This is a genomic window from Pelomonas sp. Root1237 (assembly GCF_001425055.1).
In the GTDB taxonomy this organism is placed as follows: Bacteria; Pseudomonadota; Gammaproteobacteria; order Burkholderiales; family Burkholderiaceae_C; genus Pelomonas.
Genome location: NZ_LMDK01000003.1, coordinates 70,588 through 96,262 on the forward strand (window position 1 = coordinate 70,588; position 25,675 = coordinate 96,262).

The 25,675-nt window shown below is 68.0% G+C and carries 20 protein-coding genes; 18 read left to right on the forward strand and 2 right to left on the reverse strand.

The window, feature by feature from the left end; genetic code table 11:
* Positions 1 to 8 precede the first annotated feature (8 nt).
* The 8 genes from ASC91_RS05160 (at position 9) to ASC91_RS05195 (ending at position 14,415) form a co-directional block, all read left to right on the forward strand.
* Positions 9 to 2,759 (forward strand): TonB-dependent receptor, encoded by a 2,751-nt coding sequence (locus ASC91_RS05160; protein ID WP_056193296.1) that lies wholly within the window; start codon positions 9 to 11, stop codon positions 2,757 to 2,759.
* Positions 2,760 to 2,867: 108 nt separating this feature from the next.
* Complete coding sequence (locus tag ASC91_RS05165) at positions 2,868 to 5,228, forward strand: beta-galactosidase (protein WP_056193299.1); 2,361 nt, start codon at positions 2,868 to 2,870, stop codon at positions 5,226 to 5,228.
* A 14-nt stretch (positions 5,229 to 5,242) separates the two neighbouring features.
* Positions 5,243 to 6,586 carry an MFS transporter gene (locus tag ASC91_RS05170; RefSeq protein ID WP_056193300.1) on the forward strand — a complete coding sequence of 448 codons (1,344 nt, stop codon included), beginning with the start codon at positions 5,243 to 5,245 and terminating at the stop codon, positions 6,584 to 6,586.
* A gap of 14 nt (positions 6,587 to 6,600) precedes the next feature.
* Positions 6,601 to 9,828 carry a glycoside hydrolase family 2 TIM barrel-domain containing protein gene (locus tag ASC91_RS05175; protein WP_056193304.1) on the forward strand — a complete coding sequence of 1,076 codons (3,228 nt, stop codon included), beginning with the start codon at positions 6,601 to 6,603 and terminating at the stop codon, positions 9,826 to 9,828.
* Positions 9,829 to 9,949: 121 nt separating this feature from the next.
* Positions 9,950 to 10,951 (forward strand): rhamnose ABC transporter substrate-binding protein, encoded by a 1,002-nt coding sequence (gene rhaS / locus ASC91_RS05180; RefSeq protein ID WP_056193306.1) that lies wholly within the window; start codon positions 9,950 to 9,952, stop codon positions 10,949 to 10,951.
* Positions 10,952 to 11,018: 67 nt separating this feature from the next.
* The gene (locus ASC91_RS05185) at positions 11,019 to 12,485 is read left to right on the forward strand and encodes a sugar ABC transporter ATP-binding protein (RefSeq protein WP_235531846.1); all 1,467 of its coding nucleotides are present in this window, start codon (positions 11,019 to 11,021) and stop codon (positions 12,483 to 12,485) included.
* Positions 12,482 to 13,456: an ABC transporter permease gene (locus ASC91_RS05190; RefSeq protein WP_056193312.1), complete on the forward strand. Its 975-nt coding sequence runs from the start codon at positions 12,482 to 12,484 to the stop codon at positions 13,454 to 13,456. The genes ASC91_RS05185 and ASC91_RS05190 overlap by 4 nt, the downstream gene beginning before the upstream one ends.
* Positions 13,453 to 14,415 carry an ABC transporter permease gene (locus tag ASC91_RS05195; protein WP_056193315.1) on the forward strand — a complete coding sequence of 321 codons (963 nt, stop codon included), beginning with the start codon at positions 13,453 to 13,455 and terminating at the stop codon, positions 14,413 to 14,415. Before ASC91_RS05190 ends, ASC91_RS05195 begins: the two co-directional genes overlap by 4 nt.
* On the opposite strand, the gene sctR is transcribed toward ASC91_RS05195, so the two are convergent.
* Together sctR and sctQ are read right to left on the reverse strand one after the other, a co-directional pair.
* Positions 14,388 to 15,050 carry a type III secretion system export apparatus subunit SctR gene (gene sctR, locus ASC91_RS05200; RefSeq protein WP_056193318.1) on the reverse strand — a complete coding sequence of 221 codons (663 nt, stop codon included), beginning with the start codon at positions 15,048 to 15,050 and terminating at the stop codon, positions 14,388 to 14,390. The two genes, ASC91_RS05195 and sctR, sit on opposite strands and share 28 nt — an antisense overlap.
* Before the next feature lie 2 nt (positions 15,051 to 15,052).
* Positions 15,053 to 16,132 (reverse strand): type III secretion system cytoplasmic ring protein SctQ, encoded by a 1,080-nt coding sequence (sctQ, locus tag ASC91_RS05205; protein WP_056193480.1) that lies wholly within the window; start codon positions 16,130 to 16,132, stop codon positions 15,053 to 15,055.
* A gap of 131 nt (positions 16,133 to 16,263) precedes the next feature.
* Between sctQ and sctV the strand changes: the two genes are divergently transcribed.
* The 10 genes from sctV (at position 16,264) to sctN (ending at position 25,675) form a co-directional block, all read left to right on the forward strand.
* Positions 16,264 to 18,378, forward strand: a complete 2,115-nt coding sequence (gene sctV / locus ASC91_RS05210) for a type III secretion system export apparatus subunit SctV (protein WP_056193319.1) — start codon at positions 16,264 to 16,266, stop codon at positions 18,376 to 18,378.
* Positions 18,375 to 18,641 carry a type III secretion system export apparatus subunit SctS gene (gene sctS / locus ASC91_RS05215; protein WP_056193323.1) on the forward strand — a complete coding sequence of 89 codons (267 nt, stop codon included), beginning with the start codon at positions 18,375 to 18,377 and terminating at the stop codon, positions 18,639 to 18,641. Before sctV ends, sctS begins: the two co-directional genes overlap by 4 nt.
* On the forward strand, positions 18,641 to 20,371 hold the full coding sequence (gene sctC, locus ASC91_RS05220; RefSeq protein WP_056193326.1) for a type III secretion system outer membrane ring subunit SctC: 1,731 nt from the start codon (positions 18,641 to 18,643) through the stop codon (positions 20,369 to 20,371). The genes sctS and sctC overlap by 1 nt, the downstream gene beginning before the upstream one ends.
* Complete coding sequence (locus ASC91_RS05225) at positions 20,368 to 21,498, forward strand: FHA domain-containing protein (protein ID WP_056193329.1); 1,131 nt, start codon at positions 20,368 to 20,370, stop codon at positions 21,496 to 21,498. The genes sctC and ASC91_RS05225 overlap by 4 nt, the downstream gene beginning before the upstream one ends.
* Positions 21,499 to 21,609: 111 nt before the next feature.
* Positions 21,610 to 21,804, forward strand: coding sequence for a hypothetical protein (locus ASC91_RS05230; protein WP_056193332.1), 195 nt, complete (start codon positions 21,610 to 21,612; stop codon positions 21,802 to 21,804).
* A gap of 72 nt (positions 21,805 to 21,876) precedes the next feature.
* Complete coding sequence (locus ASC91_RS05235) at positions 21,877 to 22,266, forward strand: hypothetical protein (protein WP_056193334.1); 390 nt, start codon at positions 21,877 to 21,879, stop codon at positions 22,264 to 22,266.
* Positions 22,259 to 23,029 (forward strand): type III secretion system inner membrane ring lipoprotein SctJ, encoded by a 771-nt coding sequence (gene sctJ, locus ASC91_RS05240; RefSeq protein WP_056193337.1) that lies wholly within the window; start codon positions 22,259 to 22,261, stop codon positions 23,027 to 23,029. The genes ASC91_RS05235 and sctJ overlap by 8 nt, the downstream gene beginning before the upstream one ends.
* On the forward strand, positions 23,029 to 23,730 hold the full coding sequence (locus tag ASC91_RS05245; RefSeq protein WP_056193340.1) for a SctK family type III secretion system sorting platform protein: 702 nt from the start codon (positions 23,029 to 23,031) through the stop codon (positions 23,728 to 23,730). The genes sctJ and ASC91_RS05245 overlap by 1 nt, the downstream gene beginning before the upstream one ends.
* Positions 23,712 to 24,347, forward strand: coding sequence for a type III secretion system stator protein SctL (gene sctL, locus ASC91_RS05250; protein ID WP_056193343.1), 636 nt, complete (start codon positions 23,712 to 23,714; stop codon positions 24,345 to 24,347). The genes ASC91_RS05245 and sctL overlap by 19 nt, the downstream gene beginning before the upstream one ends.
* Complete coding sequence (gene sctN, locus ASC91_RS05255; RefSeq protein WP_056193347.1) at positions 24,347 to 25,675, forward strand: type III secretion system ATPase SctN; 1,329 nt, start codon at positions 24,347 to 24,349, stop codon at positions 25,673 to 25,675. Before sctL ends, sctN begins: the two co-directional genes overlap by 1 nt.

Sequence of the window (25,675 nt, forward strand, 5' to 3'; positions counted from 1 at the left end):
AGACAACCATGCGGTCAAAGAATTTCGCAAAAACCGTCATTGCCGGTTTGATCAGCCAGTTTTGGCTGGCCTCCCCGCTGTATGCGCAAGAAGCGGCGAAGCAGGACCTCGAACGGGTCGTCGTCACTGGTATTCGGGCCTCGCTGGAATCGTCAGTCGCGACCAAGCGCATGCAGGACGGCGTCGTCGACGCGGTGTCCGCGGAAGACGCCGGTAAATTCCCCGACACGAATATCGCCGAATCGCTGCAGCGCGTCACTGGCGTGCAGATCCAGCGCAACAACGGCGAGGGCCGGTATATTTCCGTTCGCGGGTTGGGGCCGGAGTTCAACAATGTGCTCGTCAACGGCCGAACCATGACCAGCGATACCGGTGGCCGTGAGTTCTCGTTCGACCTGCTGTCGCCCGATCTCATCTCGAAGGCGCTGGTTTACAAGACGGCGCAGCCCTTCCTGCCCGAGGGCGGCATTGGCTCCACGGTCGATATTCAAACGGCGCGGCCGCTGTTGGGCCGCAAAGGCCACAGCGCGGTGGTGAACCTGTCCGGGTCCTACGATTCGAACTCCAAGAAAAAGACGCCCAATGCGAGCGCGATGTACTCGTTCGCGAACGACGACCGCAGCTTCGGCGTCAGCGGTTCCCTGTCGTACACCGACCGTGCCTCGAAGCAGACCAAGGCCGTCAACGACGCGTGGAACTACAAGGACGTGACGCTGATCAACGGCGACCTGAATTCCAAGAACCTGACCATGGCCGACGTGACGGTCAAGAAGCTCTACATCCCGCAGAGCTTCGGGTTCCAGGAGGAGAACGAGCGCCGCAAGCGCCTGGTGGCTGCCGGCACCGTCCAGTTCAACCCGAGCTCGGCGCTCAAGCTCACGGCCGATGCGCTGTACTCGCGGCTGGACCAGAAGAACGACGTCATCGCGGTCAGCGACTGGAACAACCCCACCCAGCTCGGCGTCAAGTTCAACGCTGACAACCAGATCACCAGCTTCCTGCGGCCGGGCTCGACCTTCTTCGCCAACAACCCGGAGATTGCCGGCCCCGGCAAGCTGCTCGGCGAAGCGAACTCCAACGACATGATCGTCAAGGCCGGCGACCGGCTGTCGACGACCAAGGCCTTCGGTGGCAATGCCAAGTGGGCGCTGGCGCCGGAGTGGAACCTGGAAGCTGACCTGTCCACGTCGCGCACGACCTCGGGGACGCCCGACATGTGGATCGTCGCCGGCATGGTGCCCAAGAACGGCGACACGCTGACCTTTGACGGTACGCCCACCATCCACTTCGGCGACAGCCTCTCCGACCCCGCCGCCGTGCGTGCCCACGCCGTCGCCTACGGCCAGATCCGCAACGGCGACGACCTGAAGGAAGGCCGCGTCAACCTGGGCTGGGATCACGAGATCGGCTACTTCAAGGGGCTGCAGTTCGGCCTCGCGGCCTCGCGCCGCAAGGTGGACCGCACCCAATGGAACAGCGATTCGTGGAACGCGTTCAGCGGCTATCACGTGTCGCTGCCGGCCTCGCTGTTCACGGTGAGCAAGCTCGACAACATCCTGGGCGCGGAAGGCGCGATGCCGTCGACCTTCCTGAGGTTCGACCCCTACGCCTACATGGCCTACCTGAACCAGCCGTCGCTGATCGCGCAGTCCAACGATCCGGCGCTCTACGGCGACAAGACCAAGTACCCCAACGGCCCGATGGCCATCGACTACACCAGGCCGTCGATGTGGGCCGTCAAGGAGAAGGTGTCCAGCCTGTTCGTGGACAGCAAGTGGGAGGGCGACGGCTGGTCGGGCAACGTGGGCGCGCGGTATGTGCACGTGAACTCAACGTCGATCGGCATCAGCCGGGTGCTGCTGTCGGCCGTCAAGAGCCCCAACGACACGACCTACATCCTGAACTACGGCCCCGACAGCGTGAACTCGGTCGAGAACAGCTACAACAACCTGCTGCCATCTGCCAACCTCAAACTCGACCTGACTCGCGACCTCGTGCTGCGCCTGGCGGCCTCCAAGACGCTGACTCGCCCGACGCTGAACCAGATGGGCGTGAGCAACTGGTACGGTGGCCGTTTTGGGGACGTGCAGACCGGCGGCGGCAACCCCTATCTCAAGCCGATGCGCTCGACCAACCTGGACGCGTCGCTGGAGTGGTATCTGTCCAAGACCAACTACGTCAGCGCGGCGGTCTTCCAAAAGAAGGTCACCGACTTTCTTGAATCCCGGCTGGTCGACATCCAGTTGCCGCAGTTCCCCGAGATCGCGCACGACACCCGCATCCGCAACGGGCAACAAGGCAAGATCAAAGGGCTGGAGCTGGCCGGGCAATACGCCTTCGACGCCAACAACGGGCTGCTGCAGGGCTTCGGCGTGGCGGCCAACTTCACCTATGTGGACGCGAACGCCACGCGGGAAGGCGGCGTCGCCAGCTGTGGCTATCCGGGCCTGTCCAAGCAGTCGTACAACGGCTCGGTGTTCTACGAGGACAGCCGCTTCCAGGCGCGGCTGAGCTACAACTGGCGCAACCACTTCTCCGTCGACTGTGGCGGCGGCAGCACCTTGCCGCGCACCCGCGCGGCCTATGGGCAGGCCGATGCCAGCGTGCGCTACAACGTCACGCCGACGATTTCGCTGTATGCCGACGCGATCAACCTGAACAACGAACGCATGCACGAATACGCGAACAACGAGTCGCAGTTCCTGACCTTGGAGGACGTCGGCCGCCGCTTCAACGTGGGCGTGCGGGTGGCGTTCTAAAGGCCAGCAGAGTTCTCCAGGCGGCGCCCGTGCGCACGCCTTTCACCCTGTCTCCGTGAGGCAGGGTTTTTTTGTTCAGGCCGGCCGTACAAGAAATCAGGACCCCTCATGACTGTTCTTCTTCCCCGTCGTCGACTGCTCGGCGCTGCCGCCTCTGGTGCGACGCTGCTGCTGAACGCTTCGCCTGCCAGCGCGGCCAAGGCAGAAGCACCGCGCTTTGCCATCGGCGAGAGCGACTTCCTGCTCGACGGCAAGCCGCTGCAGATCCGCTGCGGCGAGATGCACTTCGCCCGCGTGCCGCGCGAGTACTGGAAGCACCGCCTGCAGGCCATCAAGGCCATGGGCATGAACACGGTGTGCGCCTACCTGTTCTGGAACTTCCACGAATGGCGCGAAGGCCAGTACCAATGGGAAGGCCAGCGCGACGCGGCTGAGTTCTGCCGGCAGGCGCAAGCCGAGGGCCTGTGGGTCATCCTGCGGCCAGGCCCCTATGCCTGTGCCGAATGGGAGATGGGCGGCCTGCCGTGGTGGCTGCTGAAGCACCCTGGCGACGCCTTCCTGCGCAGCCGCGACGACGCCTTCGTGCAACCCGTGCGGCGCTGGTTCAGGGAGGTCGGCCGGGTGCTGGCACCGATGCAGGTCAGCCAGGGCGGCCCCATCCTGATGGTGCAGGTGGAGAACGAGTACGGCTTCCTGAACGACGACAAGGACTACATGCGCGTGATGCGCCAGGCCGTGCTGGACGGCGGCTTTGACGTGCCGCTGTTCCAGTGCAACCCGACCAACGCGCTCGGCAAGACGCACATCCCGGAGCTGTTCAACGTGGCCAACTTCGGCAGCGACCCAGCGACCGGCTTCAAGGCGCTGGCGGCGCTGCAGAAAGGGCCGCTGATGTGTGGCGAGTACTACTCCGGCTGGTTCGACACCTGGGGCTCGCCGCACAAGCGCGGCGACAACGCCCGCGCCATCCAGGACATCGACACCATGCTGAAGGCCAACGGCTCGTTCAGCCTCTACATGGCCCATGGCGGCACGACGTTCGGCCTCTGGGGAGGCTGTGACCGGCCCTTCCGCCCCGACACGACGAGCTATGACTACGACGCGCCCATCGGCGAGGCAGGCTGGGTGGGCGACAAGTTCCGCACTTACCGCGACTGCCTTGCCAAGCACCTGAAGCCGGGCGAGGTGCTGCCCGACCCGCCGGCCCGGCTGCCGGTGATGGCGATCCCTTCATTCACCCTCACCGAGACGGCGCCGGTGTTCGCCAATCTGCCGGCGCAAGCGATTGCCGCTGAGTCGCCCAGGAACATCGAGCACTACGACATCAGCCGCGGGCTGGTTGCCTATCGCGTCACGCTGCCGGCCGGCCCCGCCGGCAAGCTGGAGGCCGCGAACGCGCGCGACCTGGCCTGGGTCTTCGTCGGCGGCCGCCTGGCCGGCACGATGGACACGCGCTACCGCCGCTTCAGCGTCGACATCCCCGCGCGCAGCCGCGACACCGTGGTCGAGATCCTGCTGTACACGATTGCCCGCGTGAACTTCGGCATGGAGGTCCACGACCGCAAGGGCCTGCAGGGCCCGGTCATGTTGCGCACGTCGAAGACCGAGACGCAGGAACTCAAGGGCTGGGAGATCCGCGCCATCGACTTTGGCGCCGACAGCGACCTGCCGCCGCTGCGCTGGCAGTCCAAACGATTGGCCGGCCCCGCCTTCTGGCGCGGCAGCTTCGAAGCGACGGCAGCGGCCGATACCTTCCTGGACATGTCGAGCTGGGGCCAGGGCATCGTCTGGATCAACGGCCGCTGCCTGGGGCGCTACTGGAGCATCGGCCCGACGCAGACGATGTATCTGCCGGGGCCTTGGATCAATGCCGGCCGCAACGAGGTCGTGGTGCTGGACCTGACCGGGCCGCGTGTCAACCGCATCGAAGGCAAGACCGCGCCCGTGCTCGACAAATTGCGGCCGGAGCTCGACCTGGCGCGGCCGCCCAGCAAGGCGCGCCCACGTCTGGCGGGGTTGACGCCGGTGCATGCCGGCCAGTTCGCCAGCGGCCCGGCCACGCAGGACGTGCGCTTTGCCGAGCCCGCCCGCGGCCGCCAGCTCTGCATCGAGGTGCTCGACACCTTCGACGGCAAGCCCCATGCGGCAATAGCCGAACTCGCGCTGCTCGACGCACAGGGCAAGCCGCTGAACCAGACGGCCTGGACCATCGCCTACGCCAGCAGCGAGGAGGCGCGCAAGGAAGACGGCGGCGCGCTGAATGCCATCAACGGTCAGGCGACTGACTATTGGCACACGGCCTACAGCGGTACCGTCCGTCCCTCCGGTCCGCCGCGCCTCATCATCGACCTCGGCGCGCCGGCCGACATTGCCGGCTTGCGCTACACGCCGCGCCAGGGGCCGGACGGCGTCACCGGCCGAATCCGCCGCTACCGCGTGTTCGTCGGTGACAAACTGGTTGCTGAGTGAACAGAGGACTGAACATGAACCCGCAAGTCATCGGCAAGTACAGATGGACCATCTGTGCGCTGCTGTTCTTCGCCACCACCGTCAACTACCTGGACCGCCAGGTCCTGAGCCTGCTGGCGCCGGCGCTGTCCAAGGAGTTCGGCTGGTCCAACACGGACTACGCCAACATCACCGCGGTGTTCCAGTTCGGCTACGCGATCTCGATGCTTTTCGCGGGCCGGTTCATCGACGCGATCGGCACCCAGCGCGCCTTCGCCATCGCCGTGGTCGTCTGGTCGCTCGGCGCCATGATGCACGCCTTCTCCGTGCCCATCGGCGGCATGCTGGTGACCCTCGGTGTCGGGCTGCCGGTGTCCGTGGCGGGCTTCATGGTGTCGCGCGCCGTGCTGGCCCTTGGCGAAGCCGGCAACTTCCCCGCCGCCATCAAGGCCACGGCCGAGTACTTCCCGAAAAAGGAGCGCTCCTTCGCCACCGGCATCTTCAACTCGGGAGCCAACGTCGGGGCCATCCTGGCGCCGCTGACTGTGCCGTGGATCGCCGTCACCTGGGGCTGGCAGATGGCCTTCATCGCCATCGGCGCCATCGGTTTCCTGTGGGTCGCGCTGTGGCTCACCTTCTACGATGCCCCGTCCCGGCAGCGCCGGCTGGGTGCGGCGGAGCTGGCCTACATCAACAGCGACCGCGAGGCCACCGCGCCTGCCGTCGAAGGCGCCAAGGTGCCGTGGTTCCGGCTGCTCGCGCACCGCCAGACCTGGGCCTTCGTCGTCGGCAAATTCCTGACCGATGGCGTCTGGTGGTTCTACCTGTTCTGGCTGCCCAAATACCTCACCGGCCAGTACGGCATGAGCACGACGGACATCGCGCTGCCGCTCACCGTCCTCTACAGCATGACCATGATCGGCAGCATCGGCGGCGGCTGGTTCCCGACCTACTTCATGGAGCGTGGCTACAAGCCTTATGACGGCCGCATGCGGGCGATGCTCGTGATCGCCTTCTTCCCGCTGGTGGTGCTGCTGGCTCAGCCGCTGGGCTCCATCAGCTACTGGCTTCCCGTGCTGCTGATCGGCATCGGCGCGTCGGCCCACCAGGCCTGGTCGGCCAACCTCTTCACCACCGTCTCGGACATGTTCCCCAAGCGGGCCATCGGCTCGGTCGTCGGCATCGGCGGCATGGCCGGCGGGCTGGGCGGCGTGGCCGTGTCCAAGCTCGGCGGCTGGATCTTCGACGCCTATGGCGCGCGCGGCGACCTGTCCACCGGCTACATGATCATGTTCTCCATCTGCGCGCTGGCCTACCTGGCCGCCTGGGCCGCCATGAAGGCGCTGGTGCCGCGCCACAAGGAAATCAACGAGCTTTGATGATGGAAATACACATGCAGCTGAGATTGATCGCCGGCGTGAGCGTGGTGTTGCTGGGTGTCACGTTGGGCGGTGCGGCGCGCGCCCAGGCACCGCAGGTGCAGGCGGTGCAGGTCGACGCGTCGCGGCCGGACTGGGAGAATCCGGCGGTCTACGCGCGCGGCAAGCTGCCGGCCGCGGCGACGCACTTCCCGTTCGAGAGCCGCGAAGCCGCGCTGGCCGGCAACCCGGCGCGGTCGACCCGCTACCAGACGCTGGACGGCCTCTGGTCGTTCAGCTTCTCGCCCTCGTCCGACGACGTGCCCAGCGGCTTCGAGAAGCCCGGCTACGACATCTCGGGCTGGAAGACCATCAAGGTGCCGGCCATGTGGCAGGCCGAGGGCTACGACCAGGCCCGCTACAACAACATCACCTATCCCTTCCCGGCCAACCGGCCGCTGATCCCGCATGCCACCAACCCGGTGGGCTCGTATCGGCGCAGCTTCGAGGTGCCGGCGAACTGGTCGGCGCAGGACGTCATCCTGCATATCGGTGCGGCCGGCTCGGCCTACCGGGTCTGGGTGAACGGCGTCGAGGCGGGGTACTCGGAGGATTCCAAGCTGCCCAGCGAGTTCGACATCACGGCGCTGCTGAAGCCGGGGCAGAAGAACGTTGTCGCCATGCAGATCCATCGCTGGTCCGACGGGTCCTACCTGGAAGACCAGGACTTCTGGCGGGTCTCGGGCATCGAGCGCTCGGTCTACCTGAAGGCCGTGCCGAGGACACGGCTGACCGACCTGTTCGTCCATGCCGGCCTGGACAAGGACTACCGCGACGGCGCGCTGTCGGTCGACGTGGCGCTGACCGCGCGCACCCAGCCGCTGACGCTGCGCATGAGCTTGCTGGAGGGCGACAAGGTCGTGCTGACGCGGACCGCTGCCGTCGCGGCCGGTGCGGCCCGCACCGAGACGCTGTCCGCCCCCGTGCCGGGCGTTCGCCCCTGGACGGCCGAGACGCCCAACCTCTACACGCTGCTGGTCGAGGTGCTCGACGCCGACGGCCGGCTGATCCAGGCGACGCCGCAGCGCATCGGCTTTCGCACGGTCGAGATCAGGAAGGGCCTGGTCATGGTCAACGGCCGGCCCATCGTCATCCGCGGCGTCAATCGCCACGAGCACGATCCCGAGACCTTCCACGTGATGTCGGAAGCGTCGATGCGCCGCGACATCGAGCTGATGAAGCGCAACAACATCAACGCGGTGCGGACGTCGCACTACCCGAATGCCGAGCTCTGGTACGCGCTGGCCGACGAATACGGCCTCTACGTCATGGACGAGGCCAACATCGAGAGCCATGCCTACATGGGCTACGGGCACCAGCATCCGGAACTGCGGGCCAAGATCCAGCTCGGCTTCGACCCGGCCTGGGAAGGCGCGCACGTCAGCCGCGTGCTGAACATGGTGGAACGCGACAAGAACCACCCGTCGGTGATCTTCTGGTCCCTCGGCAACGAGGCAGGCCTCGGCCCCAACTTCGAGAAGGCGGCGGCGCAGGCGCGCCAGCGTGACCCCTCGCGGCTGATCTCCTACCTGGGTTGGGGCACGGTGGACTGGCGCCATGAGCCCAACGCCTATGTCGACATCTACGCGCCGATGTACGACGACATCGAGAAGATGGTGGACTGGGCCACCGACCCGACCCGCACCCAGCCCATGATCCAGTGCGAGTACGCCCACATGCAGGGCAACTCGGGCGGCAACTTCAAGGACTACTGGGACACGATCTACAAGTACGAGAAGCTGCAGGGCGGCTTCATCTGGGACTGGGTGGACCAGTCGATGTATCGCACCACGAAGGATGGACGACGCTACTGGGGCGATGGCGGTGAGTACGGCCCCAACCCGGGCGGCGACATCGAGTTCGGCGACGGCCTGATCCAGCCCGACCGCACGCCCAACCCGCATGTCTACGAAGTGCAGAAGGTCTACTCGCCCATCCAGTTCGAGGCCTTCGATCCAGCGTCAGCCACGGTGACCGTGCGCAACCGCCACGACTTCCGCGACCTGTCGGGCTTTGCCTTCGAATGGGCGCTGCTGGAGAACGGCGTGGCCATCGCCTCGGGGCCGCTGCCCGGGCTGTCGACCGCGGCGCGGGCCACGCAGAAGTTGCAGTTGCCGCTGTCCAACGTCCGGCGCAAGCCGGGCGCGGAATACCTCGTCACGGTGCGCGCGAGGGCCAGGGCGGGTGCCGTGCCGCTGACGCCGGAAGGTTACGTCGTCGGCTGGGAGCAGTTCGCGCTGACGCCTCCCGTGATCGCATCGGCCCCGCCGGCCAAGGGCACGGTCGAGCTGAAGGAGAGTGCCGACGCCGTGGTCCTGTCGGCCGCGGGCGCGACCCTGACGCTCGACCGCAAGACCGGCCTGCTGACCGGCTACGGCAAGGCAGGAGCGCCGCTGCTGAGCGGCGGCCAGCCCAACTTCGTTCGTGCCGAGACCGACAACGACACGCTGACGGGCACGGTCGCGCAGCAGGCGCCGTGGAAGGTGATGACCCGTGAACGCCAGGTCCGGGGCATCGCCAGCCGCCACCTGCCCGGCGGCGGGGCGGAGGTCGTCGTCGACCATCGCCTGGGCGCCGGCGCGGCGCGCTTCGTCACCACCTACACCATGCGCGGCGACGGCTCCGTCGATGTGGCCGGCGTGCTGACGCCGCTCAAGAGCGACCTGCCGCCGCCCGTGCGGGTCGGCCTGTGGTTCGACATGTCGCTGGACCTGACCACGGTCACCTGGTACGGCCGCGGTCCCCACGAAAGCTACGTCGACCGCAAGACGGGCGCTGCGGTCGGCCTGTGGCGCGGCGCCGTCGCCGAGCAGAACCACGACTACATGCGGCCGCAGGACACCGGCAACAAGGTCGACGTGCGCTGGCTCGAAATCTCCGGCGGTGGCCGCGGCCTGCGGGTGGAGGGCCAGCAGTTGCTGATGGCCAACGCGCTCGCGTTTCCCTACACCGACCTCTACCGCCGTGCCCCCGGCACCTGGAAGAGCAGCGACATCGTTCCCCACGACCACGGCACGCTGCTGATCGACGGCGCGCAGTGGGGCGTGGGCGGCGACAACTCCTGGAGCTTCGTCGGCCAGCCTCATGCGCAGTACCGCACCCGGCTGGAACCGGTCCGCGTGGCGTTTCGCCTTCGGCCATTCGAAGGGGAGGGCGGCACGCCTGGGAAGGCCATGCCTGCGCAGGCGACGATGCCGCAATAGGGCGGCTCGCGCGCAAGGGACTTCGCTCAACAGCTTGCTCGTTGTGCGCCAGGGCCGACATTCTCTGGGCAAGAACGGATAGCCTGCGGCAGCCTTCGAGCCCTCTTTCCAGGAATGCGCCATGACCCTAAGCCGCCGCACGCTGACGCTTGCCGTTTCCGCAGCCGCCTTCTGCCTTGCCGCACAGGGCGCGCTGGCCGCCGACAAGATTGCCCTCGTCGCGAAAAGCTCGGGCAACGGCTTCTTCGTTGCCGCCCATCAGGGTGCGCAGGAAGCCGCCAAGGCGCTCGGCGGCGTGGAGATCGTGCTGGCCAGCCCCGCCAAGGCCACGGCCGAGGGGCAGATCGAGGTCATCAACACGCTGATCGCGCAGAACGTCAAGGCCATCGTGGTGTCTGCCAACGACCCCGACGCGCTGGTGCCGGTGCTCAAGAAGGCCATGGCGCGCGGCATCAAGGTGGTGTCCTTCGATTCGGCGGTGCGCAAGGATGGGCGGCTCGTGCATCTCGCGCCCTCGTCCAATGCGCTGATCGGCCAGAAGCTCGTGAGCCTCACGACCGACGCCATCGGCAGCAGCGGCGAGATCGCGGTGCTGTCGGCTACCGCGCAGGCCACCAACCAGAACCTCTGGATCGCCGAGATGAAGAAGGCGCTGGCCCAGCCGGCGGCCAAGGGCCTGAAGCTGGTCAGCGTGGTCTATGGCGACGACCAGACCGACAAGAGCTATCGCGAGGCGCAGGGCCTGCTGAAGAGCTACCCCAACTTGAAGGCCATCGTCGCGCCGACGACCGTCGGCGTCGCGGCCGCCGCCAAGGCCGTGCAGGACGAGAAGAAGGTGGGCCAGGTCTTCGTCACCGGCCTGGGCCTGCCGTCGGAAATGGCCGGCCACGTGCACAGCGGCGTGGTGAAAAGCTTTGCCATCTGGAACCCCATCGACCTGGGCTACTGCGCCGTCTACATCGCTCATGGCCTGGTCAGCGGCAAGGCAACGGTGAGCGTGGGCGCGAAGATCGGCGTCGGCCGTGTCGGCACGGTCACGCTCGATACGAACAACGAGGCGGTGATGGCCGAGCCCTTCACCTACGACGCCGGCAATGTCGACAAGTTCGCCAAGTTCTTCTGACCCGGCCGGGGTGCTCTGCCTGCGGGGCATCCACAAGCGCTTCGGGCCGACGCATGCATTGCGCGGCGTGGACCTCGAACTGAGGCCGGGCCAGGCGTTGGCCGTGATCGGCGAGAACGGCGCGGGCAAGTCGACGCTGGTCAAGATCCTCACCGGCGTCCACCAGCCCGACGAAGGCGAGCTGTGGCTGGACGGTCAGCCACTGCGCCTGCACGACACGCACGCCGCCCAGGCCGCCGGCATCGTCGCCGTGCACCAGGAAACGGTGATGTTCGACGAGCTGACGGCGGCGGAGAACATCTTCATCGGCCGCCAGCCCATGCGCGGGCCAGCGGCCTTGCGCGTCGTGGACTGGGCGACGATGAACCGCCTGGCCCAGCAGGTGCTGGACGAGGTGGGCGCGGGCTTTGACGCCACGACACCGGTCCGGCAACTGAGCCTGGCGCAGCGGCACCTGATCGAGGTCGCGCGGGCCTTGTCGCACCAGGCCCGCGTCGTCATCCTGGACGAACCCACCGCCGCGCTGTCGCAGGCCGAGATCCGCGATTTCTACGGCATCGTGCGCGGGCTGCTGGCTCGCGGCGTGGCGGTGCTGTTCATCTCGCACAAGTTCGATGAGCTGTTCGCGGTCTGCGACAACTACGTGGTGCTGCGGGATGGCGCCTCGGTCGGCAGTGGCCGCATGAAAGAGGCCAGCGAGCCCGACCTGCTGCGCCTGATGGCCGGCCGCAGCATCGAGCAGGTGTATCCGCGCGTGGACACGCAACCCGGCGCGATCGTGCTGGAGGCGCGCGACCTCAGTCACCCGACTGAGTTCGACGGCATCAGCTTTGCGCTGCGGCGTGGCGAGATCCTGGGCTTCTACGGCCTGGTCGGCGCCGGACGCAGCGAGGTCATGCTGGCGTTGATGGGGCTGAAGCCGCTGGCCCGCGGCAGCATCGCCATCGATGGGCAGGAGCGGCTCATCCGTGATCCGGCCGATGCCATCGCACTGGGGTTGGCCTATGTGCCCGAGGAGCGGCAGCGCCAGGGCGGCATTCTCGATTTCTCGGTGCGGCACAACCTCAGCCTGGCCGCGCTGGCGGGGTCCAGCCATGCCGTGAAGGGCCAGGTCTCGCGCGGGCCCTGGCTGTCCGCCTTGCGCGAAAGCGCCTGGGCGCAGCGGCTGATCGAACGGCTGAACATCAAGACCGCCAGCCAGGACACGCCGCTGTCCGGCCTCTCCGGTGGCAACCAGCAGAAGGTCGTCATCGGCAAGTGGTTGGGGCTGGCCCCGCGCATCGTCATCCTGGACGAACCCACCAAGGGCATCGACGTCGGCGCCAAGCAGGCCGTTTATCAACTGGTCGCGGAGATGGTGGCGCAGGGGCTGGCAGTCATCCTGGTGTCGTCCGAACTGCCCGAGGTGATGCACCTGGCCCACCGCGTGGTCGTCATGAAGCGTGGCCGGCAGGTGGCCGAGTTCCGGCGCGGCGAGGTGGATGCAGAAACCATCGTGGCTGCGGCTTCGGGCCTGAGCAGGAACGCCGCATGACGCGTCGCATGAATTGGCGCGATTTGGCGCTGGCCGCCGTCATCGGGGCCATCACCTTGGCGGTGGGCCTGCGATCTCCGGTGTTTCTCACGCCGCGCAATGCACTGGATATCGCAAACGATTCGGCCCTGCTCGCCATCCTCGTCATCGGCCAGATGCCCGTTCTGCTCACGCGCGGCATCGACCTCTCCGTGGCGTCCAACCTGGCCTTGACGGGCATGCTGGTGGCACTGTTCGGCAAGCTCTTTCCGGGTGCCGGCGCGCCGGTGTTGACCCTGCTTGCGCTGGCCCTCGGCGCGGCTCAGGGCGCCCTCAACGGCTGGCTGATCACGCGCTTCGAGCTGCCGCCCATCGTCGTCACCTTGGGCACCATGTCGGTCTATCGCGGCGCCATCTTCCTGGTCAGCGGCGGCGCCTGGGTCAACGACCAGGACATCCATGCGTCCATCAAGGCCMTGCCTCGTTCGGAGCTGCTGGGCCTGCCGCTGCTGGTGTGGATTGCTGCCGCTGTCGCAGCGCTGGGATGGTGGCTGCTGCGCTGGCGCCGGGAAGGGCGTGACCTCTACGCCTGCGGCGGCAACCCGGCTGCTGCGCGGGTCGTGGGCATCCCGGTGCCGCAGCGCATTCGCATGGCCTACACCTTGTCGGGCGCTTGTGCCGGGCTTGCCGGCCTGCTCTGGGTCGGCCGCTATGCCATTGCTTTCACCGAACTGGCCGCCGGATTCGAGCTGACCGTGATTGCGGCCTGCGTCATCGGCGGTGTCAGCATCGCGGGTGGCGTCGGCACGGTTGGCGGCGCGTTGCTGGGCGTGCTGTTCATCGGCGTCATCAATGCGGCCCTGCCGGTCATCCACGTCTCGCCGTTCTGGCAGCAGGCGATTGCCGGCGCTGTCATCCTGGTTTCGGTGATGCTGAACTCGCGAGCACAGCGCCGGTCGGGGCAGCAGATCCTGGAAAGGCGAGCGGCATGAAGGCCTGGGGTTCCTGGGAATGGGTGCTGACGGCGCTGATCGTCGCCGTCTACGTCGGCTTCGGCCTGTGCATCGACGGTTTTGCCTCGCCCTATGCGATCGCCGACAGCACGACCAATATGTCGGAAAAGGCCTTGATCGCGATGGCCATGGCTCTGCTGATCATTGCGGGCGAGATCGATCTCTCCATCGCCGCGACGATGGCGCTGTGCTCCCTGGCCATGGGCTACGCGATGCAGGCCGGCGCAGGCCCGGCCGGCATGATCGCCGCCGCTCTGGGTTGCGGCATCGTGTGTGGCGCATTCAACGGCTGGCTGGTCACGCGCTGGCAGCTGCCCTCCATCGTCGTCACCATCGGCACGCTGTCGCTCTACCGCGGCCTGGCTCTGGTGTTGCTGGGCGACCAGGCCATCACGGGCTACCCGGAATGGTTGAGCCAGTGGGGCAACGGTACGCTGGGGGATCTTGCGGGTTGGCCGTGGCTGATCGTGCCGATCGAGTTCGGCGTCATGTTGGCCGTGGCGGTGGTGTTCATGCTGCTGCAACACCGCACGGTCCATGGCCGCCGCATCTACGCCATTGGCGCCAACCCCGTGGCTGCGCGCTTCTCGGGCATTGCGGTGCAGCGCTACCGGCTGCTGCTGTTCACGGCTGCCGGCCTGATGGCGGCGCTGGCAGCCGTGCAGCTGACCGGCCGCATTGGCAGCACGCGGCCCAACCTCGCGCTGGGCTGGGAGCTGGACGCCATCACCATCGTGATCCTTGGCGGCGTGGCCATCGAAGGCGGCCGCGGCAGCATCGTGGGCGTGCTGTTGGCGGCGGTGCTGCTGGGCGGCTTCACCTTCGCACTTGGCATGTTGAACGTCTCCGGCATGGTGATGACGACCGTCGTTGGCGGATTGCTCATCTGCGTCATGGTGCTACCGCACGGCTATCGATACGAAAGCACCAGCCCGTGAATCAAGCGGGCCCACCCGTCGAGCATGACGAACAACAGCAATTTGAACGGCAGCGAAATGGTGGTCGGCGAGATCATTGACATGCCCAGCGCCAGCAGCACCGTCGCCACGATCAGGTCGACCACGACAAACACCAGGTAGAGGACAAAACCGATCTGGAAGGCCCGCGTCAACTCGCTGAGCGTGAAGCTCGGCACCATCACCAGAAAGTCGTCGGCCTGCAGTCTGTCAGCCTGTTCCTTGGGCCAGATGGCGGCGGCCGACTTCAGGAAGAACTGGCGCTCGCGCTCATGCGTGTGCTTTTGCAGGAAGGCCTTGAGCGGCGCCTTGCCGGCGTCCAGCACCGTCACCACGTCGCTCCAGCCCTCGCTCTTGGCGCCAGCCTGGCGCTGACGCAGCGCGTCGGCCACTTCCATGCCCACCGGCGCCATGATGTAGACCGACAGGATGATGGCGATGCCGTTGAGCACCATGTTCGGCGGCGTCTGCTGCAGGCCGAGCGCGGTGCGCAGCAGGCCAAAGACGATGACCAGCTTGGTGTAGCTGGTCACCATCATCGCGACGAAGGGCGCCACCCCGAAGGCGAGGATCAGCGCCACGAGCGTCATGGGCTCGGGCATGCCGGTGGTGTTCATCGTCAGGTCTTCAGCTCGGTCGGCGCGAACTCGGAGACGCGCACGCCCAGGCGTTCACCGACCGCCACCAGGAAGCCTTTGCCCAGCACGTTGCCATGGGCCAGGATGCGCACCGGGCTGCGGTTCAGCGGCTGTGTCAGATCGAACACGTGGCCGGGGCCGATATTCCGCAACTCGCCGAGTGACAGGCTCAGATGACCCACCTCGAAGCGCAGCGCCACTTCCAGCGCATCGAGTCGGTCCAGCGGCAGGCCCGTCGCGTCGTCGCCCTCAGTGGCGGGGGCAAGCTCATCTCGTTTCATCGAAAGGTCTCTCCATTGCGTGACGGTGATGCGCGAGCCCTCGGCACGCGCGATAAGTTGCCGGCCCGCAGGGCCACCCAGCTCGGCCTGCACGACCAAGCCCGCGCCGGCGGCGGTCCAGTGTTCGACGCTGACGATGTCGCCCGGCCGGATGCCGCGCACTTCGGCCAGGCTCAGCACGCTGGCGCCGATGCGGAAAGCCAGCGGCACGCGCAGGCTGTCGAAGCCGCTGCCCAAGGGGCCGGCCGAGGCCGCCGGCAAAGGCGGCACCAGCTTGTCGAGCGCCGAGGGGTCCTGGAACAGCAGCAAGCCCTGCCAGCGCCTAGGCTGGTCGTCGGCGGCTACCGTGAAGCAGACAGCGGACTCCGGCGGCAACAGTGACTCGGCGTCCTCATCGGGCTCGCCGGGCGACCATTCGAAATGCAGGCGCAGCGTGGCCTCCAGTGCGGTGGCCACCGGCTGCAGTGCATCGGCCAGCAGCACATAGCGCAACTCGGCTGGCAGCAGGGCATGGCTGCGCTCCTGCAGCAGTGCGGCCTGCGCGGGGGAATCCAGCATCAGCCAGCCCGTGTGAGGGCCGAGGCGGAATCGATAACGGCCAAATCCAGTGAAATCCTGGATGCTGCCGAAATGCCACTGCAGGCGATGCCTCGCGCCCCGCAGCGTCAGCTCGATGGGCGGCGCGCGGCGGTCGTAGAGACGGTTGATAGCCAGGCAGGCGGGCGCCGGCAAGCGCATCAACGCGCTCACTTCGCTCAGATCGATCACGGCGGTAGGCATCAGCACGCGGCGAGCGTAGCCATCCGCGGAGCTGGGAGGAACTACGTGAATTCGTAGCACCGCGCATAACGGCGGGGCGCTACGGGGACTCGTAGTGGTGCGTAAAAAAGTCACGCCATAGAGTGCTTCGCATGGCCGACCCCGCACCGAACGCACTGCAAAGACACCTGCCGCGACGCAGCGGCATGAAGGACCTGATCGCCAGCGCGGGCCGCCACAACGACCTGCTGCTGGCCGGCATGCTGGTGGCCATCGTCGCGCTGTTCGTGCTGCCGCTGCCCACGCCGTTGCTGGACTTCCTGATCGCCGCCAACCTGTCGATGAGCCTGACCCTGCTCATCGTGGCGATGTATGTGCCGTCGGCGCTGTCGCTGTCCACCTTCCCGTCGCTGCTGCTGTTCACGACGCTGTTCCGGCTGGCGCTGAACATCGCATCGACCAAGCTCATCCTGCTGCACGCCAATGCGGGTCACATCATCGACACCTTCGGCAAGCTGATCGTCGGCAACAACGTCGTGGTCGGCGGCGTGGTGTTCCTGATCATCGCCATCGTGCAGTTCATCGTCGTCGCCAAAGGCTCCGAACGCGTGGCCGAGGTGGCGGCGCGCTTCGCGCTGGACGCCATGCCCGGCAAGCAGATGAGCATCGACGCCGACGTGCGCGCCGGCGTGCTGTCGTCGGTGCAGGCGCAAAAGCGCCGCCAGCAGCTGGAGCAGGAGTGCTCGCTGCACGGCGCGATGGACGGCGCGATGAAGTTCGTCAAGGGCGACGCCATCGCCGGCATCGTCATCGCCCTGGTCAACATCCTCGCCGGCCTGGCCATCGGCACGCTGATGCACGACATGAGCATCGGCGGCGCGCTGCAGCGCTACGCCATCCTCACCGTGGGCGACGGCATGGTGTCGCAGATCCCGTCGCTGCTGGTGTCCATCGCCTCGGGCGTGGTCATCACCCGCGTGTCGGCCGACGGCGAGCCGCACGGGGGCCAGCTGGCCAACCAGATCAGCCGCCAGTTGATGGCCCATCCCCGTGCGTTGGTGATTGCTGGCCTGGCCACCGCCAGCTTCCTGCTTGTGCCCGGCTTTCCCAAGTGGGTCTTCGGCACGCTGGCGCTGGTGGTGCTGGGCGCCGGGCTGCTGACGCGCCGGCTGCTTGACAGCCGCCGCACGCCGGCCTGGATGTCCTATCGCGACGCGGACGACGACGGTGGCGAGGTGGTGCAGGGCGCCATCGCCGCACCGCTGGAGCTGCGCCTGTCCACCGGCCTGCGCGGGCGCCTGGACCGCCCCGCGCTGGACCTGCGCATGGCCGCGGCCAAGGCCCGCGTCGAGAGCGACCTGGGGCCGGTGTTCCCGCGCGTGCAGGTCGGCTGGGGCAGCGGCCTGGGCGACAACCAGTACCAGGTGCTGGTGCAGGACGTGGTGGTCTCGCAAGGCACGCTGCGGCCGGGCAGCTGGCTGCTCGACGCGGCCGAGGCCGCCACGCCGCCGGCGGGCGCCGAGGTGGCGGAGCCCTTTGGGCCTTTCTCGCGGGTCGTATGGGTCGATGCCGCACCGACAGCGGTCCGTGCCTGGACCTGCGAAGACGTGCTGGGCCTGCATGTGGACCATGCGGTGCGTCGCCACATCGCCCAGCTGATCGGCCTGCAGGAGGTGCAGCGCCTGCTGCACGCGGCGCAGCGCGAGGTGCCCGAGCTGGCGGCGGAAGTGGCACGCGCCGTTCCGTTGCAACGCCTGGCCGAGGTGCTGCGCCGGCTGCTGCAGGAGAACGTCCCCATCCGCAACCTGCACGCCATCTTCGAGAGCCTGGCAATCTGGGCACCTACGGAGCCCGACGTCGTCGCGCTGACGGAGCTGGTGCGCATCGATCTCGGCCGCTTCATCACCAGCCGCCACGTCGGCGCGCGGCGCGAGTTGCACGCCATCCTGTTCGAGTCCAGCCTGATCGACCGCGTGCAGGCCGCCATCGAGCGCTCGCCGCGCGGCAACCTGCTGCTGCTCGATCCCGCGGTGGCGCAGGACGTGCGCGAACAGGTGCGCCGCATCCTCGGTGGCGCCCAGCAGCGCGTGGTGGCCATCGTGTCATCCGATACGCGGCGCTACATCAAGACGCTGATCGAGCCGGTGGCGCCCCAGCTGGCGGTGCTGTCCTACCAGGAGGTCGACGAGGACGTCGCACTGCAGCCGGTGGGCTGGGTCAGCAACCCGCAGCCCCAGACCCTCACCCCGATCGCGGAGGCGGCATGACGCCGCAAACCATCCTCGACATCACGCGCGAAGGACTGTTGATCGTGCTGATGGTCTCGCTGCCCATGGTGCTGGTGTCCACGCTGACCTCTCTGGTCGTGGCGGTGCTTCAGGCGGTCACGCAGATCCAGGACCAGAGCATCGGCCAGTCCGTGCGGCTGATCGTGGTGCTGATCGCCCTGGTGGTGACCGCCGGCTGGCTCGGCCGCGATGTGTTGCGCTTCGCCGAGCGTGCTTTCCAAATCCTGACTTCGCTGACCTGATGCTGCTGCGTTCACTCCACGTCCTGGGCTGCCTGGCTGGCCTGTTGGCGGCACTATGGGCTGGTTCCGCCACGGCGGCCGACCTGCCGCGCAACGGCAGGCCCTTCCGCATGGAAGCCAACGAGAAGCCGGTAGGCGACTTCCTGCGCGAGCTGGCGGCGTCGCAGGGCGTCACGGCGGTCATCGACGGCAAGGTCGGCGGCACCATCAGCGGCCGCTTCGCCATCACCGGCAGCCAGCCCGGTGCGGTGCAGATGGTGCTGAGCAATATCTGCGCGGCCAACGGGTTGACCTGGTATTACGACGGTGCCTTCCTGTTTGTCGATCCGGCCGCCGACACGCGCAGCGAGGTGTTCACCATCGCCGGCAAGAACGCGCAGCGCATCGCCGACACGCTGGCCCGGCTCAAGATTGCCGACGCCCGCTATCCGCTGCAGATCAGCGAGGCGGATGGCAACGTCTACGTCTCGGGTCCCAAGCGCTATGTGGAGCTGGTGCGCCAGACGGTGCGGCTGATCGACCAGCGTGCGGCCCGCGACGACCGTGCCGAGGTGCAGGTGTTCCCGCTGCGCTATGCCTGGGCCGCCGACTTCAAGATCAACCGCGCCGGCAAGCAGGTGTCCATCCCCGGCGTGGCGACCGTGCTGCGCAATCTGTATGGCCGCACCGGCGCGGTGCGAGCGTCAGCGCCTTCGGCCGTGACAGGGCCGGTGCGCCGCACCAAGCTCGGCGTCAGCGCCGACGCCGGCGTGGCCAAGCTGTCCAGCGAGGGCAGCAGTGCCGCTGAGGACGATGGCGACGGCGGCAGCCCCGAGTTCTCCAGCGGTGAATTGCCGCAGTTCCAGCCCGACACGCGGCTCAACGCGGTGCTGGTGCGCGACACGCCCGAGCGCATGGCGCGCTACGAGAAGCTGATCCAGACCATGGACGTGCGGCCGCGCCTGATCGAGATCGAGGTCACGATCATGGACATCAGCACCAACACGCTGGACAGCCTGGGCGTGGACTGGCGGCTGCATTCCCGCCACGGCGACCTGCAGATCGGCCGCGGCAACCTGCCGCCACTGACCTTCGGCAACGCCAACTCCGAGGCCGGCCAGGTTGTCACCGTCAACCCGCAGGGCAACCCCAGCACGCCACTGGGCGCACTGTTCACCGCCTCCATCGGCAACGACCTGCGCAACTACCTGCTGACCCGCGTCAGCGCGCTGGCACAGAAGGGCAATGCCAACTTCATTGCGCGGCCCAAGGTGCTGACGCTGGACAACAACGAGGCAGTGCTGGAGAACCTCAGCGAGTTCTATGTGCGGGTCGACGGTTTCCAGGATTCGAGCCTGTACAGCGTCACGGCCGGCACCGCGGTGCGCGTGACTCCCTTGATCGTCGACGACAAGGAGGGCCGCGGCGTGTTGATGTCCATCGACATCGAGGACGGCGACGTCAGCAGCACCACCGTCGACCGCATCCCCGTCGTGCGGCGGCGCACCGTCAACACCCAGGCGCTGGTGGACGAAGGCACGAGCCTGCTGATCGCCGGCTACACCTCGGAGGAGAAGGCCAACGCGACCTCGGGCGTGCCGCTGCTGTCCAGCATCCCGGTGCTGGGCAAGCTGTTCCAGTACAGCGAGAAGAAGCAGAACAACATGGAGCGCTTCTACCTGCTGACGCCGCGCCTCGTCACGCCCGGCAGCAAACCTTCGCTGCCGGTGCAACAGGAGCCTACGCAATGAACGCGCGGGCCCACACCACCACGGCCGCCGTGCCGGGCTGGTGCCTGCGCTTCCTCAGTGGCGCGGTCAAGGGCCGCACCATCGCGCTCAAGCCGGGCGTCAACACGCTGGGCGCTTCGGGTGAGTGCGAGGTCATGCTGCCCGGCAGCGACGTGCTGCCGCGCCACCTGGTGTTCACGGTGGGCGAACTGGCGATGTCGCTGCAGAAGGTCGGCGCGGCCGCCGTGAAGCTCAACGGCCAGGACTTGCAGGCCCAGCGCAAGGGCGTGGTGGCGGGCGACGTGGTGTCGGTCGGCAGCATCGACTTCCAGGTCGACCGCAGCTATCCAGCGCCCGAGCACGACGACCCGGCGTCCGAGTGGGCCGAAAGCATCATGCCCGGCGACGCGCCTCCGGCCGCTCTGCTCCAAGCGCCCGCGCGCCGTGGCTCGCCCTGGCTGAGCGTGGCGCTGGTGGTGCTGGCGCTCGGCGGTGCGGCCGGCGTGCTGGCCTGGGCCGGCAGCGCGGGCAGCTCGACGCGAGTCGCCACGGTTGACCTGGCCGAGGTGGAGAAGGCCCTGAAGCCCTTCCCCGAGGTGGAAGTGGTGGCGGTCGCCGGCGGACGTTTCAACGTGCGCGGCTATGTCGAATCGCGCCAGCGCAAGCAGGCGCTGGCGGAGGCCATGGCGCCTTTTGGCCGGCAGGTCAGCACCAGCGTGCACGCGGCCGAGGACATCGTCGAGCAGGCGCGCCGCTACGTGAGCGACCCCGGCATCTCGATGAGCTACACGGGCCAGGGCCGGCTGGTGGTGGCCGGCGCTACCGAGGACGAATCGGTGCGCCAGAAGATCCGTCGCCTGGCCGACGACCTGCACCCGGCGGTGCTGGTGTCCGACCAGGTGAAGCTGCGGCCGCGGCCCCAGGTCGACCGCGCGGGCGAGCTGCAACGCGCGCAGTGGGACGCGTGGCAGAGCGTGCTGCCGTCGCGCATGGTCAGCATCACGCAGGACGCCAGTGGCATGAGCTACATCCAGCTCGCCAATGGCAACCGCTACTACGAGGGGGCGGTGCTCAAGTCGGGCGCCGAACTCAAGCGCATCGAGGCCGACGGCCTGGTGGTGTCACCAGGCAGGGAGGGCGCGCGATGAGCACCAAGGGATTTCGCACCGGAGGCCTGGCCTTCGTGCGGAATGCCTCCGTCCATGAGGGCGGGGGCGATTTTTGTCATGTCATCAACCTTTGACGTTAGGAGTCAAACCATGGCCGTAGCCGCACCCGAGTCCGGACTGGACAGCAAGGCAATCCTGGAACAGAACAAGCAGCTGACCATCTTCAGCACCGTGACGTCGCAGAGCGCCCAGCGCACCGCGGCCATCACGTCGGCCAACGCCCAGCAGACCAACACGGTCCTGCAGGCGGCCAGCGACGTTCGCCAGCAGTCGCAGAAGGTCTGACCTTCCGCTTGTTGCCGCCCCGGCGCCGGGGCGGCACTTCTTCTTCATCCCTTTCACCCCAGCGAGGTCATCATGGTCCAACCCGTTGATGCCATGGCCGTTGCGGTCCAGTCCAGCGCCACGGCGCCGGCCGCGATCGATCCGGCCGAAGCCCAGCATTTCGCCGGCTACATGGTCCGCCCCCAGGCCGGCGGCACCGGCTCACTGCAATCGCTGTCCAGCGCTGCCGACCAGTTCTTCGGCCAGCGCCCCGGGGCCAGCGAGCTGATGGCCCACCGCATGGTGCCGGCGGCCGACCTGGGCGATCCGCAGACCGCCGCCGTCGAATTCGGTCGCGCGCAGATGGAGATCGTCAGGTTCAGCAACGACTCCATGACCTACTTCAGCAAGATGCATATGTGCACGGCCCTGGCCAGCGCCTGCAGCAACCAGTTCAACTCGTTGCTGAAGAACAATGGCTAGGCAACTCTGCACCGCCGCGGCCCTGGTCGTGTGCCTCGCCCTTGCCGCCTGCAAGGTCGACCTCTATTCCAACCTCAACGAGCGTGAGGCCAACGAGATGCTGGCCGCGCTGACCTCGGAGAGCATCCCCGCCGAGAAGGAGGCTGCCGAGGGCGGTCTCTGGCAGCTCAAGGTCGAGGAAAGCCGCCTGCCCGCGGCGCTGGACGTGCTGCGCTCGCAGGGCCTGCCGCACGACCGCTACGCCAGCATCGGCGACGTCTTCCAGAAGCAGGGCCTGGTGTCCACGCCGTCGGAAGAGCGCATGCGCTACATCTATGCGGTGTCGCAGGAGCTGTCGCAGACGCTGCGCACCATCGACGGCGTGGTGGCTGCCCGCGTGCATGTGGTGATCCCGGCCAACGACCCGCTGAGCGACAAGCTCAAGCCTTCGTCGGCCGCGGTCTTCATCAAATACCGTGCCGACGTGGACCTGCGGCTGCTGGCGCCCACCGTCAAGGACATGGTGGCGCACAGCATCGAGGGCCTGTCCCACGACCAGGTCTCGCTGTCGCTGGTGGAGGCACGGCGTGCCAGCGGCGCGGCGGCGGCCGCCGATCTGCCAGTGCGCTACGAAGTGGCAGGCCTGTCGCTCGACCGCACGGCAGTCACGCTCGGCGTGCTGCTGCTGGCCGCGGTGGCCTGCCTGATCGCACTGCCCAGCCTGCTGCGCCGCCAGGGCCTGGACTGGCGCACCTGGGCGCGGCGCCAGCTGTTGAAGCGCTGATGCGAACCGTCCAAGCTCCCAGCGAACCGGCGCCAGCGGCGCCTGAGCATGGCCCGTTGGACATGCTGCGCCTGGCGCTGCGCCAGGGCCTGCATCCAGAGGACGGACTGCACCCCAGCTGGCTGCCTCCTGACTGGCCGGTGCGCCACCGCAGCATCTCGCGCCTCGGCCCCGCGGGCCGCGCCGTGCTTGGCCAACTGCTGCGCGCCCGCGACCTGGCCGACGAGACCGTGGACCTGCAGTTCGATTCCCAGCTCAAGCGCGTGGACCTGATGGACGCCACCTCGCTGCGGCTGCTGGCCATCTACTGTGGCTTCGCGGCGCACAAGCCGCTGTTCGGTCTGCGGGGTGGCCTGGGGAGCCAGGTGCGGCGGCAGGCGCTGCGCGTGGCCGATGACGCGGTCGATTTCGTGCTCGACCGCGTGCCCCAGCTCACCCACATCCGCGTCGACATGCAGCGGCTGCAAGAGCACCCTCATGCGGCCGGCCATGTGATGGTGCAGCGCGGCTACCGGCTGCTGACGGGCGCGCTGCTGCCCGAGGGGGCTGCGGTGCTGCAGCGCATCCGGCTCAAGTTGCCGCAGCGCGTGAGCCTTTTGCGCGTGCCGCCGCTGCAGCCGCGCCAGCTCGAACAACTCAGGGAGCTGATGCTGCTGTGCATCGTCCCGGAAAGACTGCCGCAATGGGACTGGCTTTTCTGATCACGACCGACAACCTGCAGCTGCTCAGCGAGCGCAAGGTGCTGAAGGAGGCCGAGTACGCCGCGCTGCTGGACGCCTCGGCCGTCGTGGAGGCCGCGCGGCAGGAGGCGCGCCGCATCGAGCAGCAGGCCCGGCAGCAGGCCGAGGACAGCCGCCGCCAGGGTCACGAGCAGGGGCTGGAGGCGGCGCGCGCCGAGTACGCCCAGCAGCTGGTGGGTGAGGCCCTGGCCGCGCAGCGTCAGCTGCAGGCACTGCGCGCGGCGATGGCGCAGATCGTCGCCCAGGCCGTGCGGCAGTTCCTGGGCGAGGCTGACCCGGCGGCGCTGCTGGAGACCGCGCTGCGCCGCGTCGACACCCTGGTACGCCACGAGCCCTTCGTCATGCTGCGCGTAGCGCCTGCGCAGGAGGAGCACGTGCGCACGGCGCTGCGGCAGATCGGCGGCGAGCTGGCCTGGGCCCAGGCGCTGGCCGTGGTGGCCGACCCGGCCCTGCCGGCCCAGGCCTGCGTGCTGCAGACGCCCTCGGGCACGCTGCAGATCGGTGTTGATGCGCAGCTCGACGCGTTTCGCGCCGCGGTGGAGCGCAGCGGGTTGCTGCAGCCAACGGAGCAGGGCTGATGGACGAGCTGGCCACGCAAAGCATCGTCGACGACCTGTCGCGCGCCTTCGGCCACCTGCCCACCGTGGGCGTGCGCGGCCGCGTCAGCAAGGCGGTGGGCATGCTGATCGACGCGACCGGCATCCAGGCTCATGTGGGCGAACTCTGCGAGCTGCGCACGCCGGGCGAGCCGCCGCTGCTGGCGGAAGTGGTGGGCTTCCAGAAGCAGGTGGCCATCCTGACGCCGCTGGGGCCGACCACCGGCATCTCCACGTTGACGGAGGTGGTGCCTTCAGGCCGTGGCCATGTCTGCCCCGTCGGGCCGGGCTTGCTCGGCCGGGTGCTCGACGCGATGGGCGAGCCCATGGACGGCAAGGGCCCGCTGAAGGCAATGGCGCGCATGCCGGTCCAGCGCGCACCGGTGAACCCGCTGGCGCGCCGCATGGTGGCCGAGCCGCTGGTCACCGGCATCCGTGCCATCGACGGCCTGCTGACGCTCGGCGAGGGCCAGCGCGTGGGCGTGTTCTCGCCGCCCGGCGTGGGCAAGAGCACGCTGCTGGGCATGCTGGCGCGGGGCTCCACGGCCGACGTCAACGTGGTGGCGCTGATCGGCGAGCGTGGCCGCGAGGTGAAGGAGTTCATCGAGCGCAGCCTTGGCGCCGAAGGCATGGCCCGCACGGTGATGGTGGTCTCCACCTCCGACCGGCCGCCGATGGAGCGCATCAAGTCGGCCTATGTGGCCACCACCATCGCCGAGCATTTCCGCGACCAGGGGCAGAAGGTGCTGCTGCTGGTGGACTCGCTGACGCGCTTTGCGCGCGCCCAGCGCGAGATCGGCCTGGCCAGTGGCGAGCCGCCCACGCGGCGCAGCTACCCGCCGTCGATCTTCTCCATGCTGCCGCAACTGCTGGAGCGCGCGGGGCAGGGCGAGCGAGGCTCCATCACCGCCGTGTATTCGGTACTGACCGAGGGCGAGGACGACAGTGACCCCATCGCCGAGGAGGTGCGCTCCATCCTTGACGGCCACATCGTGCTGTCGCGCAAGCTCGCCGCGGCCAACCACTACCCCGCCATCGATGTGCTCGCCAGCGTCAGCCGCGTGATGTCGGCCGTGGCGTCGCCCGAGCATGCGCAGGCGGCCGGGCGCCTGCGCTCCCTGATGGCCAAATACCAGGAGCTGGAGCTGCTGATCCAGATCGGCGAGTACCGCCAGGGCGCCGAAGCGCTGGCCGACCTGGCGGTGCAGCGCCGGGCAGCGACGCAGCAGTTCCTGGCGCAGAAGCCTGGCGACCGCCAGGCCTTCGAGCAGACGCTGGCGGCGCTGCGGCGGCTCGCCGAGGGCGTGTGA